Genomic DNA, 23,978 nt, shown 5'->3' with positions numbered 1-23,978 from the left:
CCTACTTCCACAAAAATGGTGGGTACTCATCTAAATCATTACGTAAATAACGAGACAATAATAGAGCTTGTACATGTGGTACTAATCCCCAAGGTATTTTTTCACCTAGATATGGATGTGTAATTTTTTCTTGCTTTTTATTTTGCCAGGCCGATAAAAATTTCTTCCTAGCTCCATCTGTCATGATAACAGCTCCATTTTCCTTTTTTTGAAAATCCTCCTTATTTACGATTTTTTTATTGATTAATGTCAAAACAAACTTATCTGCGTAAACACCTCGCAATTCTTCCATGACGTCTAAGGCTAAAGATGCTCTACCGGGTCGATCACGGTGCAAAAAACCAACATATGCATCAAGCCCAACACCCTCTAGGGCAGATGCCATATCATTTGCTAATAACGTATAAGCAAATGATAGCATTGCGTTCACGCTATCTAACGGTGGTCTCCGAGAACGCATATTAAAATAGAAATCCTCTTTTTGTTGTAAAATCATTTGATTAAACTGTTTATTGTAACTGACTGCCGCTTGTCCTTCCAAACCTCTTAACCTTTCTAAATCCTCGCACTTTCTTACTTCAAGAATGATCGATGATAAATGTTGTGAAACTTCTTTAAATTGAGCCACGTCCACTCGTAATGGATAATCCCTTGTCATTCTTTCAATTATCCATTTATTGTTATAAAGCTTCCCAACAATAAAATTACGTGCAATTTTTGCTGACATTACTTCATCATCTGATACACGGTATTGTTTCTTCCTTAAAACTACATTCCCCTTACTTTTCCCGACAACTCTCGCCAGAAATCGCCCGCTCAATGTTAAAAATACTAATGAAATATTTCTTTCGGCACAATAACCCATCAGTGCTGGGCTTGTACCTGTATAACCAAAGGAAACGATGGATTCTAAATTATGTAGTGGCAACCTACCCAACTTTTCCTGATTCTTAAGAAGAACAATATTATCACCGTCTAACGATAAATAAACATCAGGCTGAGTTATGAATAAAGTATTAAGAAGTTTTTTCATTCATGAATCTTCCCTTCAATATAACTTTTTACAGACCATTTATTCATTAGTTTTGGTAAGCAAATATTTTGAAGGGAACAGTTTTTGCAAAAAGCTCCTGTTTTTACTTTAGGCGTATGCCTGCGCTTATAATAATCATGCATTTCTACGACAATAGCCTTGACTTTATTTTTAGTATCTAACGGTAGCGGTACTTCAGTTCTGTGTTTTATCTCATTATAAAATATATAACCTATATCAATATCACAAAGTAACATTTCCTCTAAACACATAGCCTGGGCTGTTAATTGTAAAATGTCCGCATCGTTTACTTTCGGTTTCCCTCGTTTATATTCGACAGGATAAGCGATGTATTTTCCCTCAGCACCATTTATTTCAACGCCATTTTCATCTTCAATGAACTCTACCACATCACAAACACCTGTAATTTTAAGTTCATTTGACTTAACAGGCATTGCGCGAACAATAAGTTTATTACCTCTTTTCTCCCTAATAAATGGCTTATCCGCCTTACGATGGAGATGCTGTCCTTCAATCGTTCTAACGTTTTCTTCCCATTGCTGTTCCACATGAATTAAAGCCCACTGGCGTTTACAAAATTGAAAATGCTGAAGACCAGACAACATAAGATAATTATCTTCTTCCATTATAAACCGTCAATTTCCTCAACTTTTAAACCCTCTAGTACATTCAAAGTAATGGTATAATCGTCAAACGTTTTCGGCTCTTCTACATTATGTTGAACGTCTAGTAACCGATGTACTTTAGCAGAAGAATATTGGCCCAATTTTGAATTATGCTCCCACCAGTAAACCTTATGAACTTCCATGCTACCATCCGGCCTAGCAGCTGATGTATCATTTTCAAACAATGTAACTAGTGCCTGTTTAATTTTTTCCGCGTCCTCATTTGTAAAACCAGTTTTTTCAGCTAACTGTGTGTTAATACTTCCGTAAAAAACATAAACTCCAAAATCTACACGGTGTTTCATTCCCATGGTGTCTGAACCTTTTTCCTTTCCAGGCTCAGAATTAACACTTTTCGTAATTTGCATGCTCGTAATATCGATTTGGTCAACACTTGTAGCAGTATGGATAGACACAGGCCCTCTTACACCAACGGAAACACTAGCTCCTTTTCCTACTGCTTTAAATGCAAAAACTTGACCGAAGCTCCGGACATCCATCCATTCTTGACAAGCTATCATTGCAAACGTATCATTTGCACTTTCTTTCGATTTTAATACTTTATCTAGTTCCGCGTTAGACTCCGCACGTTCTCTTAAACTTTTAAAAGCATCGACTTTTCGATCATTAGATTGAACAAATATAGATTCACCCAAGTCTTGCAAACGATTTCTTATTTTTCGTTTAATTGACACATCGGAAATCTCCCCATAACCATCATAATTTTGTCTTGGACGATTGCCGTTTAATGGATCGCCATTTGGATTGGCTTTTGTTACTGATAAAACAACAGCAAAATCAATTTTATGGTCTAGAATTGTCATGTTAATATCCCCTTTTAGTTAGATACTTCTACGGAATCATTATTTTCTTTCTTCTGATATAAGTCGTGTCGTTGACTATAAAAACCTAATAAATATTTACCTGATAAAGGTTTATTATTAAAATCCTCAAATGAAATACTAGAAGCCACCTCATCTATTAACTTGGATAAATATAATCCTTTTGTTCCAAGCCGGGCTTGATAAGGTTGAAGACTATCCTGAATGGTTTTCCACGTTCTTTCGGGATGTTTAGAAAAAGCATTCATATAACGAAGTGCGTTACTAGCTCGCATTTCGCCTGAACCTAGAGCTCTTCTTTCCATCACATCCGCAATAGCTAATAACCTGCCAAATAAATAATCACGGTCCATATTTTCTGTATCTAAAGCCACTTGGCATCCCTCCTGTTTATTTAATAGTGCACAAGTAATGCTGAGTGTTTTTTCCCATTCCCAGTTATCCATAGACACAGGGTTAGAAGCACGTTGATAAGCACTTTTTACAATATCTAATGGGATTTTTCTATCATCGATAACGCAAGAAAGCATGCGCTCCATTAATCCTTTGACGACTTTTTCATTCACCTTTGGACCGTAAGCTGCAAATGCAATGTCCTTTGTAGCTGGCGCTCCGTAAAATTGAATATATTGTTCATTATTATCTTTTCGGTAGCGGTGAAGCCATGCACATGTCGAATGCCATTTCTTCAGCCGATCCAAATACAGTTCCTTGTTCATGTTTCTATAATAAAGCACTGCCAATCGGCCAGTGGTTGCTGAATCAAGAATAAGTACATTGACGTTTTCATTAGAAGTTAAATTATTCCTATACCCGTCTAAAGCTTTAGCCACTTCATTGGCAAACTCTTGGTGGGTGAAGGACATTCTTTCTTTTTTTCCAATTGGCAAAGGTGCAATAGAAAAGGTATCCAGCGTTGTATCAGGTATAGTAATTTCTTCATTCCCCCACACAAGGAATACACGCTGATCAACGATTTTGCCTTGACGATTAATTAACCATTTCAGAGCGTTATGGGCTTTTTGGGATACTTCATAACTGATACTAGCTACTTCGTCGCTTTTTTTAAAGCGTCCTCTAAATGTAAAACCACTCGTATCATTCGCAGATATTAATTTTGCTTTATCTGCGGCATTTCTTATTTTATTAGCGTGTTTGTCCGTCCTCGGGGCCACTTTCCCAGTTACAAAGCATAAATCTTCTTCACTTAATAAATCTTTATAAAATTGAATAAAAGATTCAAATATTTCTTGATCTTTCCAAACCTTCTTTAAAATACGATCCGGAGAACGAACATTAAATCGAACAAATGCACTTTCTTGCCCCGAGTTAACTGCGGAAAAAATGGGTGGCTTTGCGCCATATAATGGCTCATACTTATCACTCCATACATCAATTAAGTGATTATGTGCATCCACATACACAATGTGTTCTTTTATCAAGTCTTTAATTAAACGCTTCTTTCTCAAATAAGTATAGATGCTCTTCACTTTAGGGTGACTATATGCTGATTGTTCCCACTCTTTCAATTGCTTTATATAGGAAGCAAATGGTTCTTCTTTTTTTATTTTCCCGCCATATGTAACAAAGTCGCCAGCTACATAGCTTAATTTATCATGGAGAGGATACGGGGCTATTTTTGAACCAGCTCTGTTTGCTGAATCTTCCGTACATGGAATTAATGTGTTAGCATCACTTTTTTCAATGACAGTAGCTGAATGAAATTCGCCATCTTCGGTAATTTCCACTTCTATATGAGCATTTTGAGTAGTATGAGATATAGGTAACAGCGTATATTCTTTATCGTTATACTTTTTTTCAATTACACCAACGCGGTCCAAATTAGATTCATATGTTTCTAATAAATTTAATAACCAACTCATTTATTCACCTCCCTCTTTCTAATTGGTTGAACAGGTTATCAGCGGATTCTACATTCCTATCATCGAATTGCTTCGATTCCATATCTGATATTACACGTACTTGTATGCATTCTTCCGGCCTAATAAACTGAATAAGGCCGTCCTTCATCACTGGATTCCATAATCGCACTTCCAATTGATTCCTAGCTGTTTCATCCGGATAATTAATTCCATGAACCATGGTACCTAAATGGATGTCTCCATAATTATCATAAAATCCTTCCCCTTCCCCAAATACACATGGTTCAACATAGGCTTGGCATTCTCTAGTTCCTAGGAAAATATCTCTTCGTCCTCCAGCATTTAGAGCGCGTTTTAATATGTTGTGATGCTTATTTTCGTTACGGTCAAAAGTCAATTCTGGTCGATGAAGATTAAATACAAAATGAGCTCTAACCTGATACCTTACATCTTTTAAATAGGTGTAATTGGCTAGTGTATTTCCTCCACCATATTCACTGGGGCGAATCCCTTTTGATTCCATACGTATTGGTTTTAAAACCCGTATTTCATCTACTACCATTAGCAAAGTGGGCTTCCAGTAGATTGATTCAACAATTCCTTTAAGCGCCTGATAAGTGGGTACTTGATAAGAAAGTTTTTCTCCCCCCATTTTCGTCAAGGGGTCCGTGAATAAAGCATAATTACCATAAACCTCAAATTCAATCGAGTTTCTCATTATAATCACCCTCTTTTTTTGATATATAACTATAATTACATAATATACCAGCTGATTAGACGAAAGTGTGGATTGAAAAATATAATATTATTGAAAACCTAGGTTAAAAAAGATAGGTTTTTAAAATATGATTTCACCTAGCTTACTATCATTTGTAAGATTCAGGCCAAATTCTGTGTTATACGCCCCCTTCTTTAAAGCTAAAATCTTCCCATCCAGAAAACTCACTATTCCATCATTTTCTGCTAATAGATCTAATTCATACTGATACAGGTTAATTGTATACTGCTGGGCTTTCCGTAGTAATCTAGTAAGATCTTCTATTGTCCCATTACCGTTTAATTCCGTAATAATATCTTCACCATCCTCGTACGACACAATAACTGAAGTAGTTATTTCATTAATCACATGAAAATGATCAGCCGCTGTTTTATAACTATTTGTTAGAAATAATGGAATGCCTTTTTTCTCTTTGCGAGAATAGGCTTCTAAGTAACTATTTTCAGGTTTTGATGCCATCAATAATTCTGTCATGTTCTTTTTTAATTTTGGTATAAAGTAATTCAAATCTGTTTCAAATGCTGTGTAATACTCTTTGAAATACCTTTCCATCGCTTGTTTAGATAACACATGGCCACCATGGCTTGTTTGATTCTTCCTAAGATCAATGAGGATTTTTTTGGACACCTGCTTACCTTCTTTAATCTCTCTTAGACGATCTAATTTTTCATCACCATGGTCGATTACATAAACATTTTGGATGTCCTTTTCTCCATGACGATTACATCTTCCAGCAGCTTGTGCGACGGAATCCAATCCTGCCAATGAACGAATCACACAATCAAAACTGACATCAACCCCAGCCTCAATAAGTTGAGTACTGATACAAATAATCTTATTTCCCTCTTTAAGATGCTGCGTGACTTCAGAAAGAATCCTATTCCTATGCGCAGCACACATCGATGTGCTTAAATGAAAAATAGGAATACCGTTATCTTTCTCTTTTAAAAGGTTATATAAGTTCCTTACAACCGTTTTAGTATTTAAAATGACTAAAATACTCTTAACTTCATTCATTTTCTCGTCAATAAGATCACAAATTTTTTCATTGTTAAAAATTTCATTCGTTGCTCTATCTATGATTTCTACTCGTTTAAAAGCTTCGATTACACCTTCTAAGTCTTCAATCATTTCAGCATTTGCATTGATTTCCAATTTTTGTTCTACAAAGTCCAACGCCGGTTGAGTTGCCGTGCAGAGGATGATACTAGAATGACCATGCATTTTTAAAAAGTTTAATGTTTGATTAAACAAAGACACGGAAGAAACGGGAACTTTTTGAACCTCGTCAAAAATAATGACTGACTCGGCTAAGTTATGGAGTCTTCTTATATTTCGGCTTCCTTTAGCAAAAAACACATTTAAAAACTGAACCATTGTTGTAAAGATAATAGGGGAATCCCAATTATCTTTAGCCAGTTTTAATTTTTGCTGCACATTCATCATGCCATCCAGATTTTCATCATGATCCTCTGCATCTTCTACTACATTTGAGTGATGCTCTAATATTTGAGCATCATCCCCCAATATTTTTCGTACTTCTTCTGCGTTTTGCTCAATGATCGTTGTATAAGGGACAATATAGATAATTCTTTTTTTGTCATAAAGGTTAGCATGTTTAAGTGCGTATCTTAGACTAGCTAATGTTTTCCCGCCACCAGTGGGGATGGATAATGTATAGATTCCTGACGGTTTCTCGGCAAATTGATCACACTGATGGGACATCTCTGCTCTTAGAAGATTAATGGGAGTATTTGCATTTTCCTGTTTTTTGAATGAATTGATTTTTGACAAAAGCCTCTGGTAATATGTATTAAATAATTTTTCTGGCTGAATTCCAGATTCGATTTCCTTTTTTTCTTCGAATAATCGTGTATTTGTTCGATCAGCATCAATTAATGCACTAAAGATAAATTTAGTTAAGAACATTAATTCGGTTTCTTTATTTTCTGAATATTCTTTCGTTAAGAAGTGTTCTAGTTCTAGGGCAGCCTTTTCAACATATTCATGAAATCTTGTCTCATTTATGACACGCTCAAAAAATTCTTGCTTTGTCAGATTAAATTCAGACAATTGCTTATCCCGAACTCTATGTAAATAATTTGATTCTAAATCTGGATTTAAAAAATCTTGTAGATATGCATGGTGAGAAATAATAGCATTTCCTACGATTTCAGCTACTATCCCTTTGTAACGAGTGATATTCTCTGTATGGAAGAGGTTGTATAAAAGTTTGCCTCCTGCAGTTGAATGATCAACACTTCCTCTTTTAGGTGGGGCGGTTGTATTATTTACTGCTGCTAATATGTATTCTCTAAACTCATTGGTATATTTGCCTATGTCATGGAGCATGCCAGCTAACCCAGTTAAATGTTTTACGCCAATCTTTTCTCCGTAGGATTCTGCTAAATCTCTTACTTCTAGTAAATGTTCTTCAACTGTTTGTATCCGATTGTCGCTTTCACGGATATGAGCAATATAACTCATATAATCACTCCCTCTCTAAACTAAATTCCCCTCCAAATATGTACTTAAACTTAGGAAACGTAAGCGTTACGCTCCCCCTCTTTAAGAGCTTGCTGATTGAAGTGTTCAAGTATGTATTGGTCGTACGTCTCGTCTTCAAGAAGTCCGGCGTCACTGCCTTGAATAGCAAGCTTAAGACCATTGATGATTGTGCTTTTTCCATGCCCGTTTCCCCGTAAATGACGACAACGTTCTTTTTGTGATCCGTTTGGAAGTTGAATTTTGCACTCCTATACGAGCTAAATTCTTCAAGCTCAATTCCTTGTAAATCATGAAAAATCCTCCTCACTTGCATTTTCTGTTTCGATATAAGATTCTATTGCCTGCTCCACCCGATCAAGCTTGGTCTTCTCTGTCATATCAAGGAGAGAAATGTTGCAAAGGCGTAATACGAGTTCAGCGGATACCCCGCTACTATCGCAAAGCGTTCTTAATAAATCCAGCTCTAAATGTTTTTGTTTCGGAAAGCTAAATCGTGTTTCATACAGGTTCCTCCTCTTTTTTCTCAAAACATGTACTCACTACTCTCATCCTATACCTTACTCAAAGGATGATGGATGCCATCCAAACTTTTGAACATGCAACGCCCAATGTGCTTGTTTGTGTAAAAACAGGGAATAAATGCAATCTATAGCGATAATACGTGTTATTATACGTAGTATTACACGTATTTTAATACGTGTCAACTAAATGTAAATTTAAATAATCATAAAGGATAATGTGCATACAGCTATATATGTATGTGAAAAATATTAAATTTAATTAAGAGTTCTCTTAGAAAATATCCTTAATTATTTCCTTTTCTCTATCTTTAATTATGTTGAAAATTAAATAGAAATTATTAATCAAAAAGTGGCTGTTTTAGAAAAAAAGAAAAAGGGTCGATACAATAGTCAAAAGTGACTCTTGTATCGACCCTTTGAAAATTTTAATATCTATAGCACTATTGCTAAGATTTTAATTAGTTCGGGGTTATATTCAATTTTATGTTAAGTCAGATATATGAAAGTTAGACATGAGAGTTTTTGCTCTTCTTTTATTAAACTTAGATAGGCATATCAATGAACTAAACATTACTGAATGTTAAATTAGATAAATTATTTTTGTGTTTTCTTATATTGTTAGTGGATAACTTTTTGAAATCAATCTTTACATCTTAATTTAATTAATAAATTTATTTAATTGAACTTGAGTAATTTCAACTAGTTGCAAAATACAAAAAGGATTAATATAAATGGTGATCCTGTTGACCTTCTTTTATTCCCAATTTTTCTTTTAAAGCTTCTTGTAGAATATGAGAAAAGTTTATATTATGTTCATCAGCTATTTCATTAAGCCATTTTGGAATTGTTAGTGTCTTTTTTACTGTGGTTCTTTTTACACGGTCACGAATCAAAGGCATAAACACGTTGATAATAGCTACAGCTTGATTAGATTCTAGGGATACCTGAATGAGTTTTGTAGGTACAGGAATGGTTTCATTATCTTGTTCCATCCCAAATAAATGTAATCCTAATGCCTCTTTAGCATTTCTAAAGGCTTCATCTTCATCATTTCCACAAGTAAGTGCACCTGGGAGATCAGGAAACGAAACTGAAATTCCATCTTCATCATACTCAAAAATTGCAGGATAAGAGTACGAAATTTTTAAATGTCTATCTTGCTGTGGGTTGTTAATGTCACCTTTTGAGCGTGCCATATTAATTATCTCTCCTTTCTAAAGATTTTCTTGTAATTTTAATTAAATTAAGATGTTTCACTACTTGTTACTCTTCCAGTTTGGTTCATTTTAATTACTTAGAGGGTGCAGGGATTAAATCTTAATCCCTGCTTGTTTACCAATGCTTTTCATTGTCTTCATCGTTGAGACTTTCTCAGGATGAAGAACAGTCAGTCGGCCTGACTTTTTAGAATGCTTGTAGTGGTGATGCCCCCCTAGAGTATGAACCAGATACCAACCATCAGCTAGGAGTTCAACCTCGCTATTGATTATTCTGGAAGAATGGGATTTCAAAAGTATTCACTCCTCATATTATTCAATTTTTGCTTAATTATACGTATTATCACACGTGTATAAAATGGTGTCAAATTATTTTGATATCGTAGAATATAAGAAATCTATATTATAAATCAGAAGAATCTTTTCAACCGTTAAATAAAACAGAAAGGTCAGGATTACACTTCTTTGATTGAGGATTAGATTAAAGATTTGTTCACCTTTCCTGAATGTAAAAATATTTTCCTTTTTTCTTATTTATGGATGAATATATTCCTTTTCTAATATTAAAGTTTCTCTATACTCTTTTGCTTTTGTAACCATTGTAAATTCTATATATCAACGTTTTATATGATAAGTAAGGGTTTTCTTCATTTTCATATAAAGTGTGGGAGTGTCTTTATGAATGTGGTGCGAGCTCTAAATATTGGTGGTGATGACTTGTTGCTCACTTAAAAATCTCCCCTAAAACTATCCTCTTTCCTTTGATACAAATAAATCCTTGACTGATTTGCCTGTTTTATACATCCAAATCATCCTTAAAATGTTATATTTGTTAGTAAAGATATAAAACTTTATAAGGAGGGTTATATGCCTGCTAATTCTCAATTACTCAATCCTGACCAGATAATAATGACCCCCAAAGATGTAAACGACCGTATCGTACAGCATCTTCAACTTAGAGGATATTCAATTAAACGTGGCGACACACATTCAGAAGTAGATGTAAGAGCTACAAAAAACAATATCGAATTAATCATTGAATCTAGAGGGAATCAAGCCTATAAGAACGAGGGAACAGACATAGTTTTTGAAGGTTCACAACTCGACATTCATCTATCAGAGCATATTACCCAGGTCATGCGATTTCAACAATCCCTTTCAACTATTAAAATTTCTATCTATATTATGGGGAATCCGGATATTCTAAGGATTAAAGAGAGGGTAGCAAAAGTATCAGAAGGATTAGATAAACTTGAAATATTAAGATTTTGGGTAAGTAATTTAAATAAAATACAGATTGATGGCCCAGATAGACTAAGAGTACTTTTAGAAGAGATACTCTGATAATATGAAACGAAATCCCGTCGGAAACGAACGGGATTTCATCTTGAGTTTGATATTACTCTCTACCTTCATTTGCTCGTAAATAATTTAAACTCTTCATAGATATCATGTGTTAACTTCGAAAGAGGCCGATTGCCCCAATTTTCCTTTTCAATAAAGCTCATAAATACTAAATTAAGTAGTTCATTTTTTGACTCAAATAATTCAGGGAACTGTTCCATCAATTCCACGATTCTACTATCGTTATAAATAACTGCATTTCGAATAATATCTCTTACATAGTCCTTATGTTGTTTGTATAATAATTCAATTTTTAAATGTTCATTTAGATTATTAACCTTACAATTATGATTTTTATCTTTACATGTCAACTTTATATCAAAATTATCACTTGTTCCAGCCCAGTATGTAAAATCATTATCTACAGAGCTTGTCTGAAAGACTACATTATATCCAAATTCGTCCTCATATGGATAATAAAAATCATTCATTTTAGTGTCTAATGCTTGTTTTTTTTGATTACATATACCGCAACTAGGTATTAAATTATACAAAGACACCGATAGATATGAAAAAAGACTCTTTGGAAAGAAATGGTCAAATTGTGGTCTTATTCCTTCTTTACCTAAAGTAAATGTATATAGTCTATTACAATATGGGCAAACTCTTACATTTAACTTTTCCATAAGCGATTTTGACCAAACCCGTTTAGTGAAATTCGTATACAAATTTTCAAATGGATCTTTTTTACCTAACTTAATTTCACCAATAATATTAATGATTTCAATTAAATCGCTTTTTGATCCAATCAATAGCTTTTTAAGCTTTTTTTCATCTATGTTTCCAGTTTTATCACAAATGTAATGTTTCAAATTTTTATATTTTGTTGTCTTAATTAATTCTTTAATTGTATCCTTAGCTCTCATATTTAAATCCTGAAAATGTTCTGTTTGGATGTTTTTTCTAACTTTATCATCCATATTAATCTTGATCATTATTCTTATCCTCTAATTCATTGACATGTATTTGGAGTTTTTCTATTTGCTTCTTTAAAACTTCAATTGTTCGAATGATTTCTCTAGGTTCTTCATATCTTTTTAACTGTTCCTTTAGTTTTAGATTTTCTCTAAATAAATCAGTATAATCTAATTGAAATTTGTCATTAAACATTTTCATAATTCTATTTCGTATCAAGGGTTCTCCAATAGAGTTAATAATGTATAAACACTCACATTTTTGTTTTTCAGTCAAATCTTCCACGCTATGGTTAGTGATTAATGAAATGACTTCTTTAATTTTGCTAGTTGCGAACTCTCCCATTGTTGACGACATAAAAAACCCATCTTTAAATAGAGTATGGATATTAACTCCAAAAGTATTAAGTCCTCTTCTTACGGTTTTACAATAACCTTCATCACCTTTTTCTAGATAGGTAATATTTGTTGAGGGAATGTCTGATAAAATAAAAGGAGAGTGTGTCGAAGTTATAACTTGAAACTTCTTTTTGCTCTCGCTTATATCCCCTAAAAAGAGTATTAACTCATTTATAAAGTTTCTTGTTAGTTCTGGATGCATTCTTGCCTCTGGTTCATCTAACAATATAATATACTTGTCTTTATTAGGGGTAAGCGAGGAAATCTGTTCATTTAATGAAGCAAAAAAGCCAAGATACGCAGCTTCTCCATCACTTAAATCTTCAATTGAATAACTAAAAAAACCACTAAAAACAGAAATCTCTTTATTATTAATGGTACTTCTTATTTTTTCGTCCACAGTTATGTTAATAACATTCAGAAACTCATCAATATCTGCATTTTTTGTAAGCTTCACAATTATAGAATTATCATTGAATTTTATACTTTTGTTCTTCGATAACTCCACTGCTAAATCCATATAACAATCTAGAACATACTGCTTATGTTCCTTATCTTCAATGAAGCTATTACTAATTATTATATTTATTATTTTAAAGTAATAGTTTTTTAAACTATCAAAAGACATTTTTTTAATAGTAATACCGATTGTTTGTCTTTTAATTTCTATTATCTTTTCAACTGTCATGTTATTGCTAATTGAATTAAAAAAGAATTGTATAAAGGATTCAAGTACTTTGCAGACTTCTTTTTCTCTTCCATTAAGGTCCTTATAAGAATACTTCGTGCCCAGTTTGTTTTCATCATCAAAATTATTGGTTAAAAAATAATCTTCAAAAATTATTTTTAATATGTACTTTTCATCTTTGAACATCAGTCTTTTAGGTTTGTACAATTGATTAAATAGCATCTCAACTTTTTTAGAAAGTAATTTTGATTGAAAAGTACCAATTCTCCTTGGCACAGAAATTTTATCATCATCTTCTGGTTTAATAGAACTTGAATCATAATATTTCTCATTAAGATATTCCCGGAGTGAAATAATAGCAAGTTTATCCATTTCACTTCTACTATCGCCATATAATCTCGTTTCATTTTCATGTAATTCAGTTCTATAATCTCCCATTCTTGCATTTAAATCATATTTATGAATAAACATCCCTTCGACATAATTACATATAAAAGCAAACCAATATTTACTTCTCCAATAATCATTACTAATTCCAGATTCATTTTTTATTATGTTTTGGAAACTCTCAATATCATTTCCTTCTATGCAAAATAAATCCTGATCATTACTATCTTTACCAATATAGTAGAGAAAAAAATAAATAGAATGTTTAATTTCAGCTTCAACATCATTTGGTATGCGATAACCGAATTTCCTCTTTTGTTTGTATTTTATTTCAAATTCGGCATTATTTTTATTCCTATCATTAGTTCTTAGTCCTATTGCATCTAATAAATTTGTTTTCCCCACACTATTTCTACCTACCACAGCATTTATATTTGTAATATACTCCGGATAAATTGAAATATAAGATCCGTTTGGTGTTATTTTAATACTTTTATTGAATTGATCATAATTTATTATAAATCTTTCACTTAAATTTAGTTCAACCTCTTTATAGTTCCTAAATTTTTCTATCCAAGCATAAATCAATTCCATCTCTTTTTCCTCCAAATATCTGTATCAGTTACCATTCTATCAATCTATAACAAGACTATATAGCTGTTTTTTTCTGATATTTACAAATCGACAAATTTTTACTCTGATGAATAATCCACATTATCGTTTAATGGAACCTAAGATAAAGAAAACTACTGTCGACTTTGTCTCCAGCCTGGGACTAGATCAAAATAGCTTATCTTTTTATTGGGTACCCTACACAACGTTAAGGGTTCTGGTGCAAAAAAAATGCAATAGAAACATAAAGTGGTAATGTCCTGTTAACTTTAGGATTAAGCAGCTACTCCGAACAACTTATGAATGAATTAACCACATTTGGGGCAGACTTTGCCCGTTGATGAGGTTGATCTTTTTTAACCATATGCATAGCTTCGATACCACTCAAGGTACTGGTTCTGGTGCAAGAACTTGAAGACAATTGAAATTAATCTCTAAATCTTGGACATACTGATACTATTACTCTAAAAAAAGGTGTGTGTTCGGTATGAAAAAAGATGATTTGTTCAAATGGAAGCAATATCAGCCTGACATTATTTTATTAATAGTACGATGGTACCTACGGTACAACTTAAGTTTTGGTAATTTGGTGGAAATGATGGAGGAGCGTGGCTTGTCCATGGCTCATACAACGATTATGCGTTGGGTTCATCAATATGGACCTCAATTAGATAAAAGAGTAAGTCGTCATCTTAAGCCAACAAATGACTCTTGGAGAGTCGATGAAACGTATATCAAAGTAAAAGGTCAATGGATGTATTTATATCGTGCAGTCGGGTTCAAGAATAAACAAGCAGCCAAGCGCTTTTTCAAGAAAGCCTTGGCTACTTCTCATGTTTGTAAACCTCGTGTCATAACAGTGGATAAAAATCCAGCCTATCCTGTAGCGATTCAAGAGTTAAAAGAAGAGAAACGCATGCCTGAAGGCATACAAATAAGGCAAGTTAAATATCTCAATAATATAATAGAACAAGATCATCGTTTTATAAAGAAGCGAGTGCGTTCGATGTTAGGATTGAAATCATTTCTTACAGCTACTTACATACTAAGTGGCATAAAAGCCATGCATATGATTAAAAAGAAACAGGTTCATCAAGGGGTGAAGTCTGCTCAAAATCAAAAAGAATTTATCCATAAATTGTTTGGAGTAGCATCATAATTCATAGATGAAAAGGATATTGAGGTACTATGTTTCTAACAAATCATATTTGCACCAGAACCTTAAAAAGCGCAAATCCTTTATAAAGGGCTGTGCCTTATTTAAGAATATTGAATTTATGAAAACAGCAGTAAAAAAATATATTCTTGAATGTTTTCCTTCTATGAACTATTTATTATGAGACCATATATCCTCCCTAGAAAGTACGGCAACAATCTACATACTTGATTGTTCACTAGTTAGTTTTTCTCCGAATAAAATTTGCTCATAACTCTCCTGCGACGTAATAACAGGTTGCTTTAACATATAGACTTGAATTACATCATTTAGATGCTCATTTTTCTTAACAAATAATTTAATAAAATCTAAATCATGTGTTGAAAAAATAAGTTGCCTACGTAAATTGCTTAAAATATCACAAACCGAAAATTGATTAACGTCATCCATATTTTGAATAGGATCATCAATTGCTATAAGGTCCAATTCTGAATCCATCGCTTCATTAACGGATAAAAATATTGACAATGCCAATACATTCATTTGACCAGAACTTAACACATATTTAGCACTAGTTTCTTTGCTTATACCGTTCTCTTCCTTGCTTGTTAATTTGATGCTAAGCTCTTCCTCATCGGCAACAAACTTCAGTTGTTTGGAACTAACCATAGGGTTTAAATATCTGTATAACTGTTGAACGCTTGAATTTTCTTGATTTAGAAAATTTATTGCCTCGGAGCCAACTTTATCATTTAGTTCATTTATATAAGTGTTAATAAGATTAATCTTGCTATTAATGTTCTTTAATTTATCCTTTGCTACTTGTTGTTCAATTTTTGCTCTTTGAATTGATTTTTCTACGGTTTTAGACCTTTTAAAGTCGGAGTATTTTGAGTTTAACTTATCTATTAATTCTATTTTACTCTGCAATTCACCTAAACTATTCTTCAATTGTTGGTACTTTGTAGAAAAAGGACCTTCATCATTAGTTACCCCGTGCTCTATTAGAATATTTATTTCTAAGTTAATGTCATCATACTCCATTTTCTTCTTTAAAAGCATGGATTGGACTTCATCTAAATAGCTAACTCTCTTTTTGAATAATTTATTATACAAACGAACTACGTTGGGACTATTGTTAATGATTAATTGAGTTAATTCTTTTATACTTTCTTTGAGTCTTAGATTTCGTCTCTCTAGTTCCTTTAATTGAATATAGTAAGTTTTCGATTTATTTAAAATCTCATACTCCTTGTTCAACCCTATAACATCATTTAATAAAACCTGTTTACTCTTTTCCATAATGGAAATATTAAAGTAATCATCATTCGTAATTCTTATTAGTTGGTCCTTATTTTTTTTGATTGTACGATTTAAATTTTCTTCTTTATTTTCCGCACTCTTTATATTGTTAATTATAATACCAAGGGCATTTTCAACTTTTGTTTTTATTTCTAAAACCTTTTTCACCTTCAATGTCTGCTTTTGAAGTATATCTGTCATTACCAATAGATTTGAGTTTGAAATATCAATTAGTTCACCTTCCTTGTTTGTAGTACAAACCGGGCATACACTATTTTCCCTTGTTAAAACCAAATATTCATTTATTCCCTGTAATAACTCATGAAGTTTAATTTGTCCACTATTCTCAGAATTGTCAAGAATCCAGTTTGAAATTTTACTAATCCATTTTTCTTTCCGTTTCTTACTTCTTGTCAAAGCGGAAAGTAAAATATTTATTTCTGTAACTTCTAAAGGAAAGTCTTTATTTTCTTTGATTACTTTATGGAATTCATCGTAATACGATATATGATAATTACAAGATTCTATCATACTCGAGACTTTCTCTACTTGAGCATCAATATTATCTAGATCAACATTTAGATTTAATCCCAGTTCTATAATATCGTTTTTCTTGTAATGTATTTGTTTACTTAATTCGGTTTGTTGCTGAAGAAGTATATTTGTTGTTTTTCTATTATGTTCATCTTTTTCTAACTGAGATAATTTATTGTTTAGTCTTTTAATGAAATCCTGAACCACAGTTATATGGTTTTCCAATCTATAAGATGTTAATTTTAAATCATTTTTAGAAGAAATCATCATTCCAAAGGTCAGTGTTTCATTTACAGAGTACTTTTCCAACATCTGAACTTGTTTTTTTATATTGATAATTTTAGAATTAATATTAAATCTTGATTCATCAATAAAAACTTGATATTCTTCATGTTGACGAGGTAGTGCATGAGAAATGTCCTTAGCAATAGCGATAATTTCTTCAATATCAACTTTTTTATCAAAACTGTAGGAGTCAATCACTGCCTGAGTTTTTATAACAGTGTCATTTAATTCTTTAGCTTTGCTGTTAAGTTCTCTAATTATAAGCCTCATATTATCCGAGTAATTAATAATTTTATTAAGTCCCACTAAATTCGCTAAGGCTTTATACCTCTGTTTAGGTTTATCTTTTATAACAAAATCAGTGACTTGATCCTGTGACAATATAAATGGCTGTTTAATATCAAGAGTGTTATCATTTAAATTAGGAATAAAAAGAGTTCTAAGTTTACTTTCTACATTTGCTTTTCCGTGTATAGTCTGCACTAACCCATTTTCCGCAGTAGATAACATTTTTAGTTCAACATATGTATTTTTCGTCTTTCCTCTGTCAGTAGAGAAATGCCTCTTAAGTATATAATTTCCAAAACACAATGTGACAAAGCATGTTGCATTATCTTGCTTCAGTGCATCTTCATTTATGAGATCCATATTGTCAAATTCATTATCATTGTCATTTAGCTCAAATCTATTTATTACACCAGTTAAACACCACTCAATTGCATCAAAAAAGGAGCTCTTTCCAAAACCATTATCGCCATATAGAATAGTAATCTTTTTATCTAAATCGAAGCTAACCTCTCCTTTATAATTTCTGAAATTGTTAATTTTTATTTCCTTTATCCACATATTCAACCCTCCAAATCAAATAATTCATTTAATTTGTTTTGTATTGTTGAACTTTTTATTTTAACATTTTCACCATTATGCTGTTGAAAAAACCCAATAATTCTTCTGATCTGTTCATCATTTCCAACTGTTGTTTGAGAAGAAATTTCAAATGGATTAGAAACAACTTCAATATTATCAAGAAAAGGAATTCTATTAAAATCATGTTCGTTTGTTATTACGTACCTTCTCATAGATTTGGAACTTCTCTCAATTACAATTAAGTCTTGAAATTCAATATCTCTTTCAAACGATATTAACAAATAAGTATTCCATGCATTAATTTTTCTTTTATGCATTAGGTTTCTGAGATTTTTAGCTTCTTCCTCAATACTGTTTATATCTAGATCGTTTACGTAATGACATACTATAATATAAATATGATCCTTTCTAAATAAAGCAAACTCAGTGCCTTCAAAATCGTTTAGTTGTATTAATTCAAATCCTTTTTTAAATAACTGTGATAAAATCTTTGATTTATCCAAAACTAATCACGTCCTTTTTATTGCTGTCCACGCTTCTTCTATTTTTAGTTTAAACTCCTCAACATTTTGTGTTCGCCTTACTTGTTGATATAAGTCATTAAGAGGTCTTTCAGGAACAATAGTTAAGACAGGTGAGACATCATTCGATTTTAAACCCATTTCTAGCTGCTCCACTTTTGGTTTTATAGAAGTATTAATTTCAATAACTAAAGGATCGCTTGTCCTAATTGAATCGCCATGAAATATTGTGTATAAAGACGAACTTCTCCAAAGCATTTCAAGTTGCTCTTCTTCAGATGATTTATTTATTATATTTTCAAGTAGTTTCACGCCTTCATCCATATCTAATTCTAATCCAAGATTCAAGAATCCAATCTTTAAATCTTCTTCTGTATTAGAGAATGCTTCTTTGATTAATAATGTTTCAAATTTGTCTGAAAGAATGAATTTATCATGTATTAAATATAGTAATAAGGACGTCTTAATAAAGATGATCAGGTCTTCAGAATAATCTTTTTCATTATCACCAAAGCGTGGTTTCTCTCCATCAATAAATCTTTTCAACAAAGATTGTAAAGTATTATATTCAGTCACTTTATCCAGAAGAGCATGCTTGTACTTCTCCATTTCTAATTCTAACTCTATTTTTGAATTACCATCTGAAATTTTAGCTAAAATGCTAGTCATACATCTATTCAATAATTCAGTAGCATCTGTTTTATAAACAGTTGGTCTGGCAGCCACAACTGCTTTGGTCCGTAATGCCTGTCTGAATCCTTCTATTTCATCTTTGCGCAAGAAAAGTATCGGACCACTTTCCCTGTTAGAACACTTTGAAAGTAACTCCCCCACTAACCAATTTATATCATTTTCATTAATTCTTATGCCCGCGCCCAATGTTTCACTTAAACCTGTGCACAACCACTTCCTATATACATCGACTTTTGATTTCTGAACAAAACAAACGTTCCCCAGTAATTCTGGAAGCGATTTCCCATATTTATTGTCATAGTCTATTTCGTTACCATCCTGATCGAAACAAGTTGATTTTAGCCTTTCGCAAATGACATCGTTTTCCTGAATAATTTTCCCTCTCGTCGCTTCATTGTATATATCAACATTTACCTTAGTACTACTGTAAATTGAATAGTCAGTTACTATATCAAACTCTAATGTTAATTCCAAATCTTTTACATATGCTGCATTATCAATTACTTTATCAAGCCATGAATTATTTCTTACTTTCCCCTTTGCTGGGCCTTCCTTCTTGCTTGTAGATCTATTATATATATGGATATTACTATCTGTTATACTTACAGCTGACTTTGCACTCGTCTTTACTTGAATAAACCGTACTACTTTTTGATCTTCGTTTCCCGCAATTATGTCATCATGATATTCTAATGATAGAAAGCTCCATTTACCTCGAATTGCTTCAATCATATACTCAATAAGAACTAACATTTGATAATAGAAACCATAGATCGCAACTAGTCCTCCCTCTTCAGTTGGCTCATGTTTTAATAGATTATCTATTATATGTTCTGAGCTCTGACCAAATAATGGATTAATTTGGTTTTCTTTATATCTAAAAATAAATTCCTGAAACTCGTCTAAGAAATCCGTATCGCTTCTCCTCTTCAGGGATGACGCGGTATGAATCATTTGGCTTATTTGTTCATATTTATATGTCTGGTTCATATATCACCTTCACACTCACCTTTACTATCAAAAAATGGCAAAATTCTACTAACATTGTATCATACAAAAAATTGTAATAGTAACAATATATTAAGTTACTAATTATATGAAATCAATAACAAAACTATCTAATAACAAGAAAAAAAGCCCATAATTGATGTTATGAACGTTTTTTTGAATCTTCATTAATAAAGAAATTGGTTTGAACTGTAATACACTTAATTTTAAAAATAGTATTAAAGTAGCAATTAATTTTTGCCCCTTCAATTTTAGCAACGCTTTACATTCATCAACATTTTTATAAATTGTAAATCATTAATTTAAATTGAATAGTTCAACATTAAAGAGCTAAAAGACTTCGCAGTTACTTATGTATTGTTCAACTCGTTTTAACTCATATTCAAATTAAGAAAAAAATTACAACGCATTTCTTCCAAGCTAACGAACTTTAAGAGTATCTAACTTCTGTGCAAGCAGATGCTCTATTTTTTGACGGGTTTCTTCTATTTTGAAAAAGGAAGGTTTCATGAGTTAATCCATTTTTCAAAACTTCCTTCATTAAGTAAAGATTACCTTTATATTTCTAAATTTTGATGCTGAGATTCGCTCTACGGCGAAATTAACTTTTGTTTTATGGATAATGGGTTAATTCGTTTTAATATAGGCAACAGCCTAAAAAATAATAATCAAAGAGACCATTTCATGCTCCTCTCCAGGATATGAAATGGTCTCTTTTTTTAAGTGTATTTCAATATTAAAATATGCAATAAAATTGTTTTTATCAAATAAAATATTTACTGACGCCTTTAAGTAGCTCTATATATAATGAATGGGTAATGACTTGGATGGTATAAAGACCTCAATAAAATCATTTCTTCATTTAAAATCATTTTAGTATGGATGATAATTTTTGCTCTACCCACTTACTCATACTGATTCCTTCTTGTTCAGCCAACTCTGTCATACTTTCTAATAGATCAATTGGTAATTCTAAACTAGTTTTCCGATAAGAACTTCGTAAAATCAGGTGGCCCTCTTCATTGTAGATGTCTCCTTTTATTAAAAATGGCAGGATTTCAGCCGCAAAGAAACTCTTTGTCGTTAAGGGTCTTTCCCCAGCCCGAATGAAGAGTGCTATCCTGTGATCCTGTTCCCGCAATCGTATGTTTTCCATTCCCCATGTTTCATATAAATAGTCCATGAATGGATAAAAGACAACGGCATCTTTCGGAATTTCAAGCTGTACATAGCCTTTATACTCTAAAGTGGATTGATGGATAGGATAGACCGGCTTTAATTGATACTCTCTTATCCCTTCTTCAAATGGCAACCATTTCTGAATATTGGCTAAGTAAAAACCCCATTCATTGTCCTTATTCCGTATAACACGTGCTTCAGGCACCTTGCTTGAATGAAATTTCTGAAATAAGACGATACCTTGACTAGAATGATAATACTCAAATCGTTTTGGGCGTTGGGATTCAGATGGTTTCAGTAATCCGGCCGCTTCTTCATAGGCTGTTTCAGATATGACATAGATTGTCCTCTCATCTCCAAAAGGTACTACCTCTGCTTTTATTACCCCCTCTTGAATATACTTATAGACACTTTGAACAGACAATCCTAGTTTGTTTGCTACTTCAGTAGGCCTCATACCCGTAGGGTGCGATTTCTTTTCATTCACAAGTTGATCCACTTCCGCTTTTTCATAGCGTGCCTCTCGATGAATTCGATGGGGATCCGCAATTTTACTAATTTTCTTCTGCTTGGCATAATGATAGACCGTTGCTTTGGAAACCCCTAGTAAATCGGCAACCTCTTGTTGCGTATACCATTCCAATTTATACCCCTCCTGTCTTCCTGGATTTCTCATTCGTTTCACTCATCATTTATCCATGCTTGTTAACCAATAATTTCCTCATGATACAAAACGGCTTCAGCTTGTCCAAACCTTACGCGGTATTGTAGACGTGTATGATCGATTACTTCCAAGACCTCCCCTTTTTTCTTATCAAATGCTTGAATATAGTAAAAACTCTCTGGGTCTTCTTCTTCCGTGCACGTTTGCTGAACTCGAACTGAATCTCCCACTTCATAAGGGATCGTTTCGTGTTTATTCTCTAAATCTGAAATAATCAAGTATACTCCACCCTTTATTCTTATATTTTAAATTGTTCATCTATATAGTTTATTATATATTTATTCTATCATATCCGTTACTAGAGTTCTTAGTATGTATAATGAATGAATTCTATTTATTATACTTTAATGTATATATCTATGTTAATCAATAAAATCTATATTAAAAGAAGTAACGTATTAATAAGTTATATCATATAACCTAAATAAATGGTGAATTTATTTAGGTTTTCTATAATTATTTCACTCTTGTAATTTGTTATAATGTAATTAGTATTCATTAAATGGTATCTAAAAAATATAGACTTTATCTAATAGATAGTTGAATTATAAAAAGGAGGGATACAGGTATGCATGAATTGATAGAAAAAACGAAAGAGCTTCCGAGTTGTGCATGGAAAAAGAGGCTTTCAGACATTTCGATTTATACGTTACAAGAACGTTTAGATACGACAGAAAAGAATGGACAAAATCCTTTTTCCGATTTTAGCGATGTAGACATGCTCCAGTGGTTTCTTCAACGACGAGAACATTTAAAACAGCAACATGAAAAGTCCACCCGCACCGTCCAAGCCTATGAGCGAGAACTTCTTCAATTTATTGAACAATTACTCACGTATTCAGTGGAAATCCATGTAGACTTGGAAAAAGTTGTGGAAGGTTCCCTCTTTAAATCACTATCTACCCGGCACATTCGAAGGTATCAGGAATGGTTATCAGAAAAAAGCCCCTATGTCTTAACAAAAGGAGCCTATTCCGTTGCCGCATTATCCAGAAAGACAACCATCATTAAGAGTTTTTTAAAATTCCTGTTCGAAGCAGGCTATATCAAAGAACCCATTCATGAAGGTTTCTTTAAGATCAATATTCGTAAAGATGATCGGCCCAACCGGGATTTAGGACCAAAGGAAGTCATTCAGCTACTTGATTACTTCAGGAAAATTAACCACCCCATCGTTTTTTCGATTATACATATCCTAACGATGACAGGCATGCGTAATGAAGAGTTTACTAGACTCCGAGTCAAGGATCTTCAATATGATTCCATTACCAGCACGTATTTTTTAGAAGTACTAGGGAAGGGAAATAAAAAAAGGCAAATACCAGTGAAAGAAAAAGGCATGAATAGTATTCGGATGTTCCGTTCAGCTAGGGGGAATGACGATATAGATGCAGCAGAAGGAGACGACCCGCTCTTTACGACCAATACCGGCCGTGCCTACTCTCCCTCATATCTGTCTCAATACTTAACAAAAGCCATTAAAGAGAGTGGAATGCCTTTTTTGAAGTTCCGTTCTTCTTCCGTTGGTCCTCATACCTTTAGGCATGCTTTTGCCATCATTTCTCACTTAAATGGAGTGGATGTCTATCAAATTATGAAGAGTCTGGGCCATGAGCAGTTATCCACTACAGAAATATATTTGGAGAAGGTTTTTGAAAAAGAACGGCATGCGATTCATTTGTGGAAATCAGATGTGTTTGGAGAGTATATATAATAGAAGAAAGTCGTCATATTTAGAGAAGTTTTTACTGAATTTTGGACTCAATTGAATGGCGCGGTCTTAAAAGATCCATTTCAAAAAAGGTTTAAAGATTGAAGATATGAAAAATAGTCCAGA

Annotated in this window: 19 protein-coding genes and 1 pseudogene; 3 read left to right on the top strand and 17 right to left on the bottom strand. The window is 32.8% G+C overall.

The window, feature by feature from the left end; all coding sequences use genetic code 11:
• Position 1: 1 nt before the first annotated feature.
• The 9 genes from cas1c to SB775_RS18025 form a co-directional block, all read right to left on the bottom strand.
• The gene (gene cas1c / locus SB775_RS18065; protein WP_410862620.1) at positions 2–1,033 is read right to left on the bottom strand and encodes a type I-C CRISPR-associated endonuclease Cas1c; all 1,032 of its coding nucleotides are present in this window, start codon (positions 1,031–1,033) and stop codon (positions 2–4) included.
• Positions 1,030–1,680, bottom strand: a complete 651-nt coding sequence (cas4, locus tag SB775_RS18060) for a CRISPR-associated protein Cas4 (protein ID WP_410862618.1) — start codon at positions 1,678–1,680, stop codon at positions 1,030–1,032. Before cas4 ends, cas1c begins: the two co-directional genes overlap by 4 nt.
• Positions 1,680–2,543, bottom strand: coding sequence for a type I-C CRISPR-associated protein Cas7/Csd2 (cas7c, locus tag SB775_RS18055; protein ID WP_410862617.1), 864 nt, complete (start codon positions 2,541–2,543; stop codon positions 1,680–1,682). The genes cas4 and cas7c overlap by 1 nt, the downstream gene beginning before the upstream one ends.
• A 14-nt stretch (positions 2,544–2,557) precedes the next feature.
• The gene (gene cas8c / locus SB775_RS18050; protein WP_410862615.1) at positions 2,558–4,444 is read right to left on the bottom strand and encodes a type I-C CRISPR-associated protein Cas8c/Csd1; all 1,887 of its coding nucleotides are present in this window, start codon (positions 4,442–4,444) and stop codon (positions 2,558–2,560) included.
• A 4-nt stretch (positions 4,445–4,448) separates the two neighbouring features.
• The gene (gene cas5c, locus SB775_RS18045; RefSeq protein WP_410862613.1) at positions 4,449–5,162 is read right to left on the bottom strand and encodes a type I-C CRISPR-associated protein Cas5c; all 714 of its coding nucleotides are present in this window, start codon (positions 5,160–5,162) and stop codon (positions 4,449–4,451) included.
• 120 nt (positions 5,163–5,282) lie between these two features.
• Entirely contained in the window at positions 5,283–7,709 is a 2,427-nt protein-coding gene (cas3, locus tag SB775_RS18040; protein ID WP_410862611.1) for a CRISPR-associated helicase Cas3', read from the bottom strand.
• A gap of 4 nt (positions 7,710–7,713) precedes the next feature.
• The gene (locus tag SB775_RS18035; protein ID WP_410862609.1) at positions 7,714–8,037 is read right to left on the bottom strand and encodes a hypothetical protein; all 324 of its coding nucleotides are present in this window, start codon (positions 8,035–8,037) and stop codon (positions 7,714–7,716) included.
• A 936-nt stretch (positions 8,038–8,973) separates the two neighbouring features.
• Positions 8,974–9,447, bottom strand: coding sequence for a type II toxin-antitoxin system HicB family antitoxin (locus tag SB775_RS18030; RefSeq protein ID WP_410862608.1), 474 nt, complete (start codon positions 9,445–9,447; stop codon positions 8,974–8,976).
• A gap of 114 nt (positions 9,448–9,561) precedes the next feature.
• Positions 9,562–9,762 carry a type II toxin-antitoxin system HicA family toxin gene (locus SB775_RS18025; protein WP_410862606.1) on the bottom strand — a complete coding sequence of 67 codons (201 nt, stop codon included), beginning with the start codon at positions 9,760–9,762 and terminating at the stop codon, positions 9,562–9,564.
• Positions 9,763–10,335: 573 nt separating this feature from the next.
• Here SB775_RS18025 and SB775_RS18020 point away from each other — a divergent pair.
• Entirely contained in the window at positions 10,336–10,812 is a 477-nt protein-coding gene (locus SB775_RS18020; protein ID WP_410862605.1) for a hypothetical protein, read from the top strand.
• A gap of 68 nt (positions 10,813–10,880) precedes the next feature.
• Here the strand turns inward: SB775_RS18020 and SB775_RS18015 are convergent, their stop codons facing one another.
• From SB775_RS18015 to SB775_RS34690, 3 genes and pseudogenes are all read right to left on the bottom strand, one after another.
• Complete coding sequence (locus tag SB775_RS18015; protein ID WP_410862604.1) at positions 10,881–11,807, bottom strand: HNH nuclease; 927 nt, start codon at positions 11,805–11,807, stop codon at positions 10,881–10,883.
• Entirely contained in the window at positions 11,794–13,854 is a 2,061-nt protein-coding gene (locus tag SB775_RS18010) for an AAA family ATPase (protein WP_410862602.1), read from the bottom strand. Before SB775_RS18010 ends, SB775_RS18015 begins: the two co-directional genes overlap by 14 nt.
• A 293-nt stretch (positions 13,855–14,147) precedes the next feature.
• Positions 14,148–14,275 (bottom strand): annotated as a pseudogene (locus SB775_RS34690) (IS6 family transposase); the annotation flags it as partial.
• An 84-nt stretch (positions 14,276–14,359) separates the two neighbouring features.
• Between SB775_RS34690 and SB775_RS18005 the strand changes: the two are divergent.
• Positions 14,360–15,031 (top strand): IS6 family transposase, encoded by a 672-nt coding sequence (locus SB775_RS18005; RefSeq protein WP_410862600.1) that lies wholly within the window; start codon positions 14,360–14,362, stop codon positions 15,029–15,031.
• A gap of 216 nt (positions 15,032–15,247) precedes the next feature.
• Here the strand turns inward: SB775_RS18005 and SB775_RS18000 are convergent, their stop codons facing one another.
• The 5 genes from SB775_RS18000 to SB775_RS17980 all read right to left on the bottom strand — a co-directional run bounded on the left by SB775_RS18000 (position 15,248) and on the right by SB775_RS17980 (position 22,359).
• The gene (locus SB775_RS18000; protein WP_410862598.1) at positions 15,248–17,995 is read right to left on the bottom strand and encodes an AAA family ATPase; all 2,748 of its coding nucleotides are present in this window, start codon (positions 17,993–17,995) and stop codon (positions 15,248–15,250) included.
• A 2-nt stretch (positions 17,996–17,997) separates the two neighbouring features.
• The gene (locus SB775_RS17995) at positions 17,998–18,519 is read right to left on the bottom strand and encodes an ABC-three component system middle component 1 (protein WP_410862596.1); all 522 of its coding nucleotides are present in this window, start codon (positions 18,517–18,519) and stop codon (positions 17,998–18,000) included.
• A gap of 6 nt (positions 18,520–18,525) precedes the next feature.
• On the bottom strand, positions 18,526–20,220 hold the full coding sequence (locus SB775_RS17990) for a hypothetical protein (protein WP_410862594.1): 1,695 nt from the start codon (positions 20,218–20,220) through the stop codon (positions 18,526–18,528).
• Positions 20,221–21,106: 886 nt separating this feature from the next.
• A complete protein-coding gene (locus SB775_RS17985) occupies positions 21,107–22,060 on the bottom strand; it encodes a helix-turn-helix domain-containing protein (protein WP_410862593.1) in 954 nt (317 codons plus the stop codon).
• Between the two features lie 62 nt (positions 22,061–22,122).
• Positions 22,123–22,359: a hypothetical protein gene (locus SB775_RS17980; protein ID WP_410862591.1), complete on the bottom strand. Its 237-nt coding sequence runs from the start codon at positions 22,357–22,359 to the stop codon at positions 22,123–22,125.
• Positions 22,360–22,709: 350 nt separating this feature from the next.
• Between SB775_RS17980 and SB775_RS17975 the strand changes: the two genes are divergently transcribed.
• Positions 22,710–23,855 (top strand): tyrosine-type recombinase/integrase, encoded by a 1,146-nt coding sequence (locus tag SB775_RS17975; RefSeq protein WP_410862589.1) that lies wholly within the window; start codon positions 22,710–22,712, stop codon positions 23,853–23,855.
• Positions 23,856–23,978: the final 123 nt, after the last annotated feature.

Source organism: Peribacillus sp. SIMBA_075, assembly GCF_046534585.1.
The sequence above is the reverse complement of the archived record's forward strand: the minus strand, read 5'-3'. Positions and strand labels throughout refer to the sequence as shown.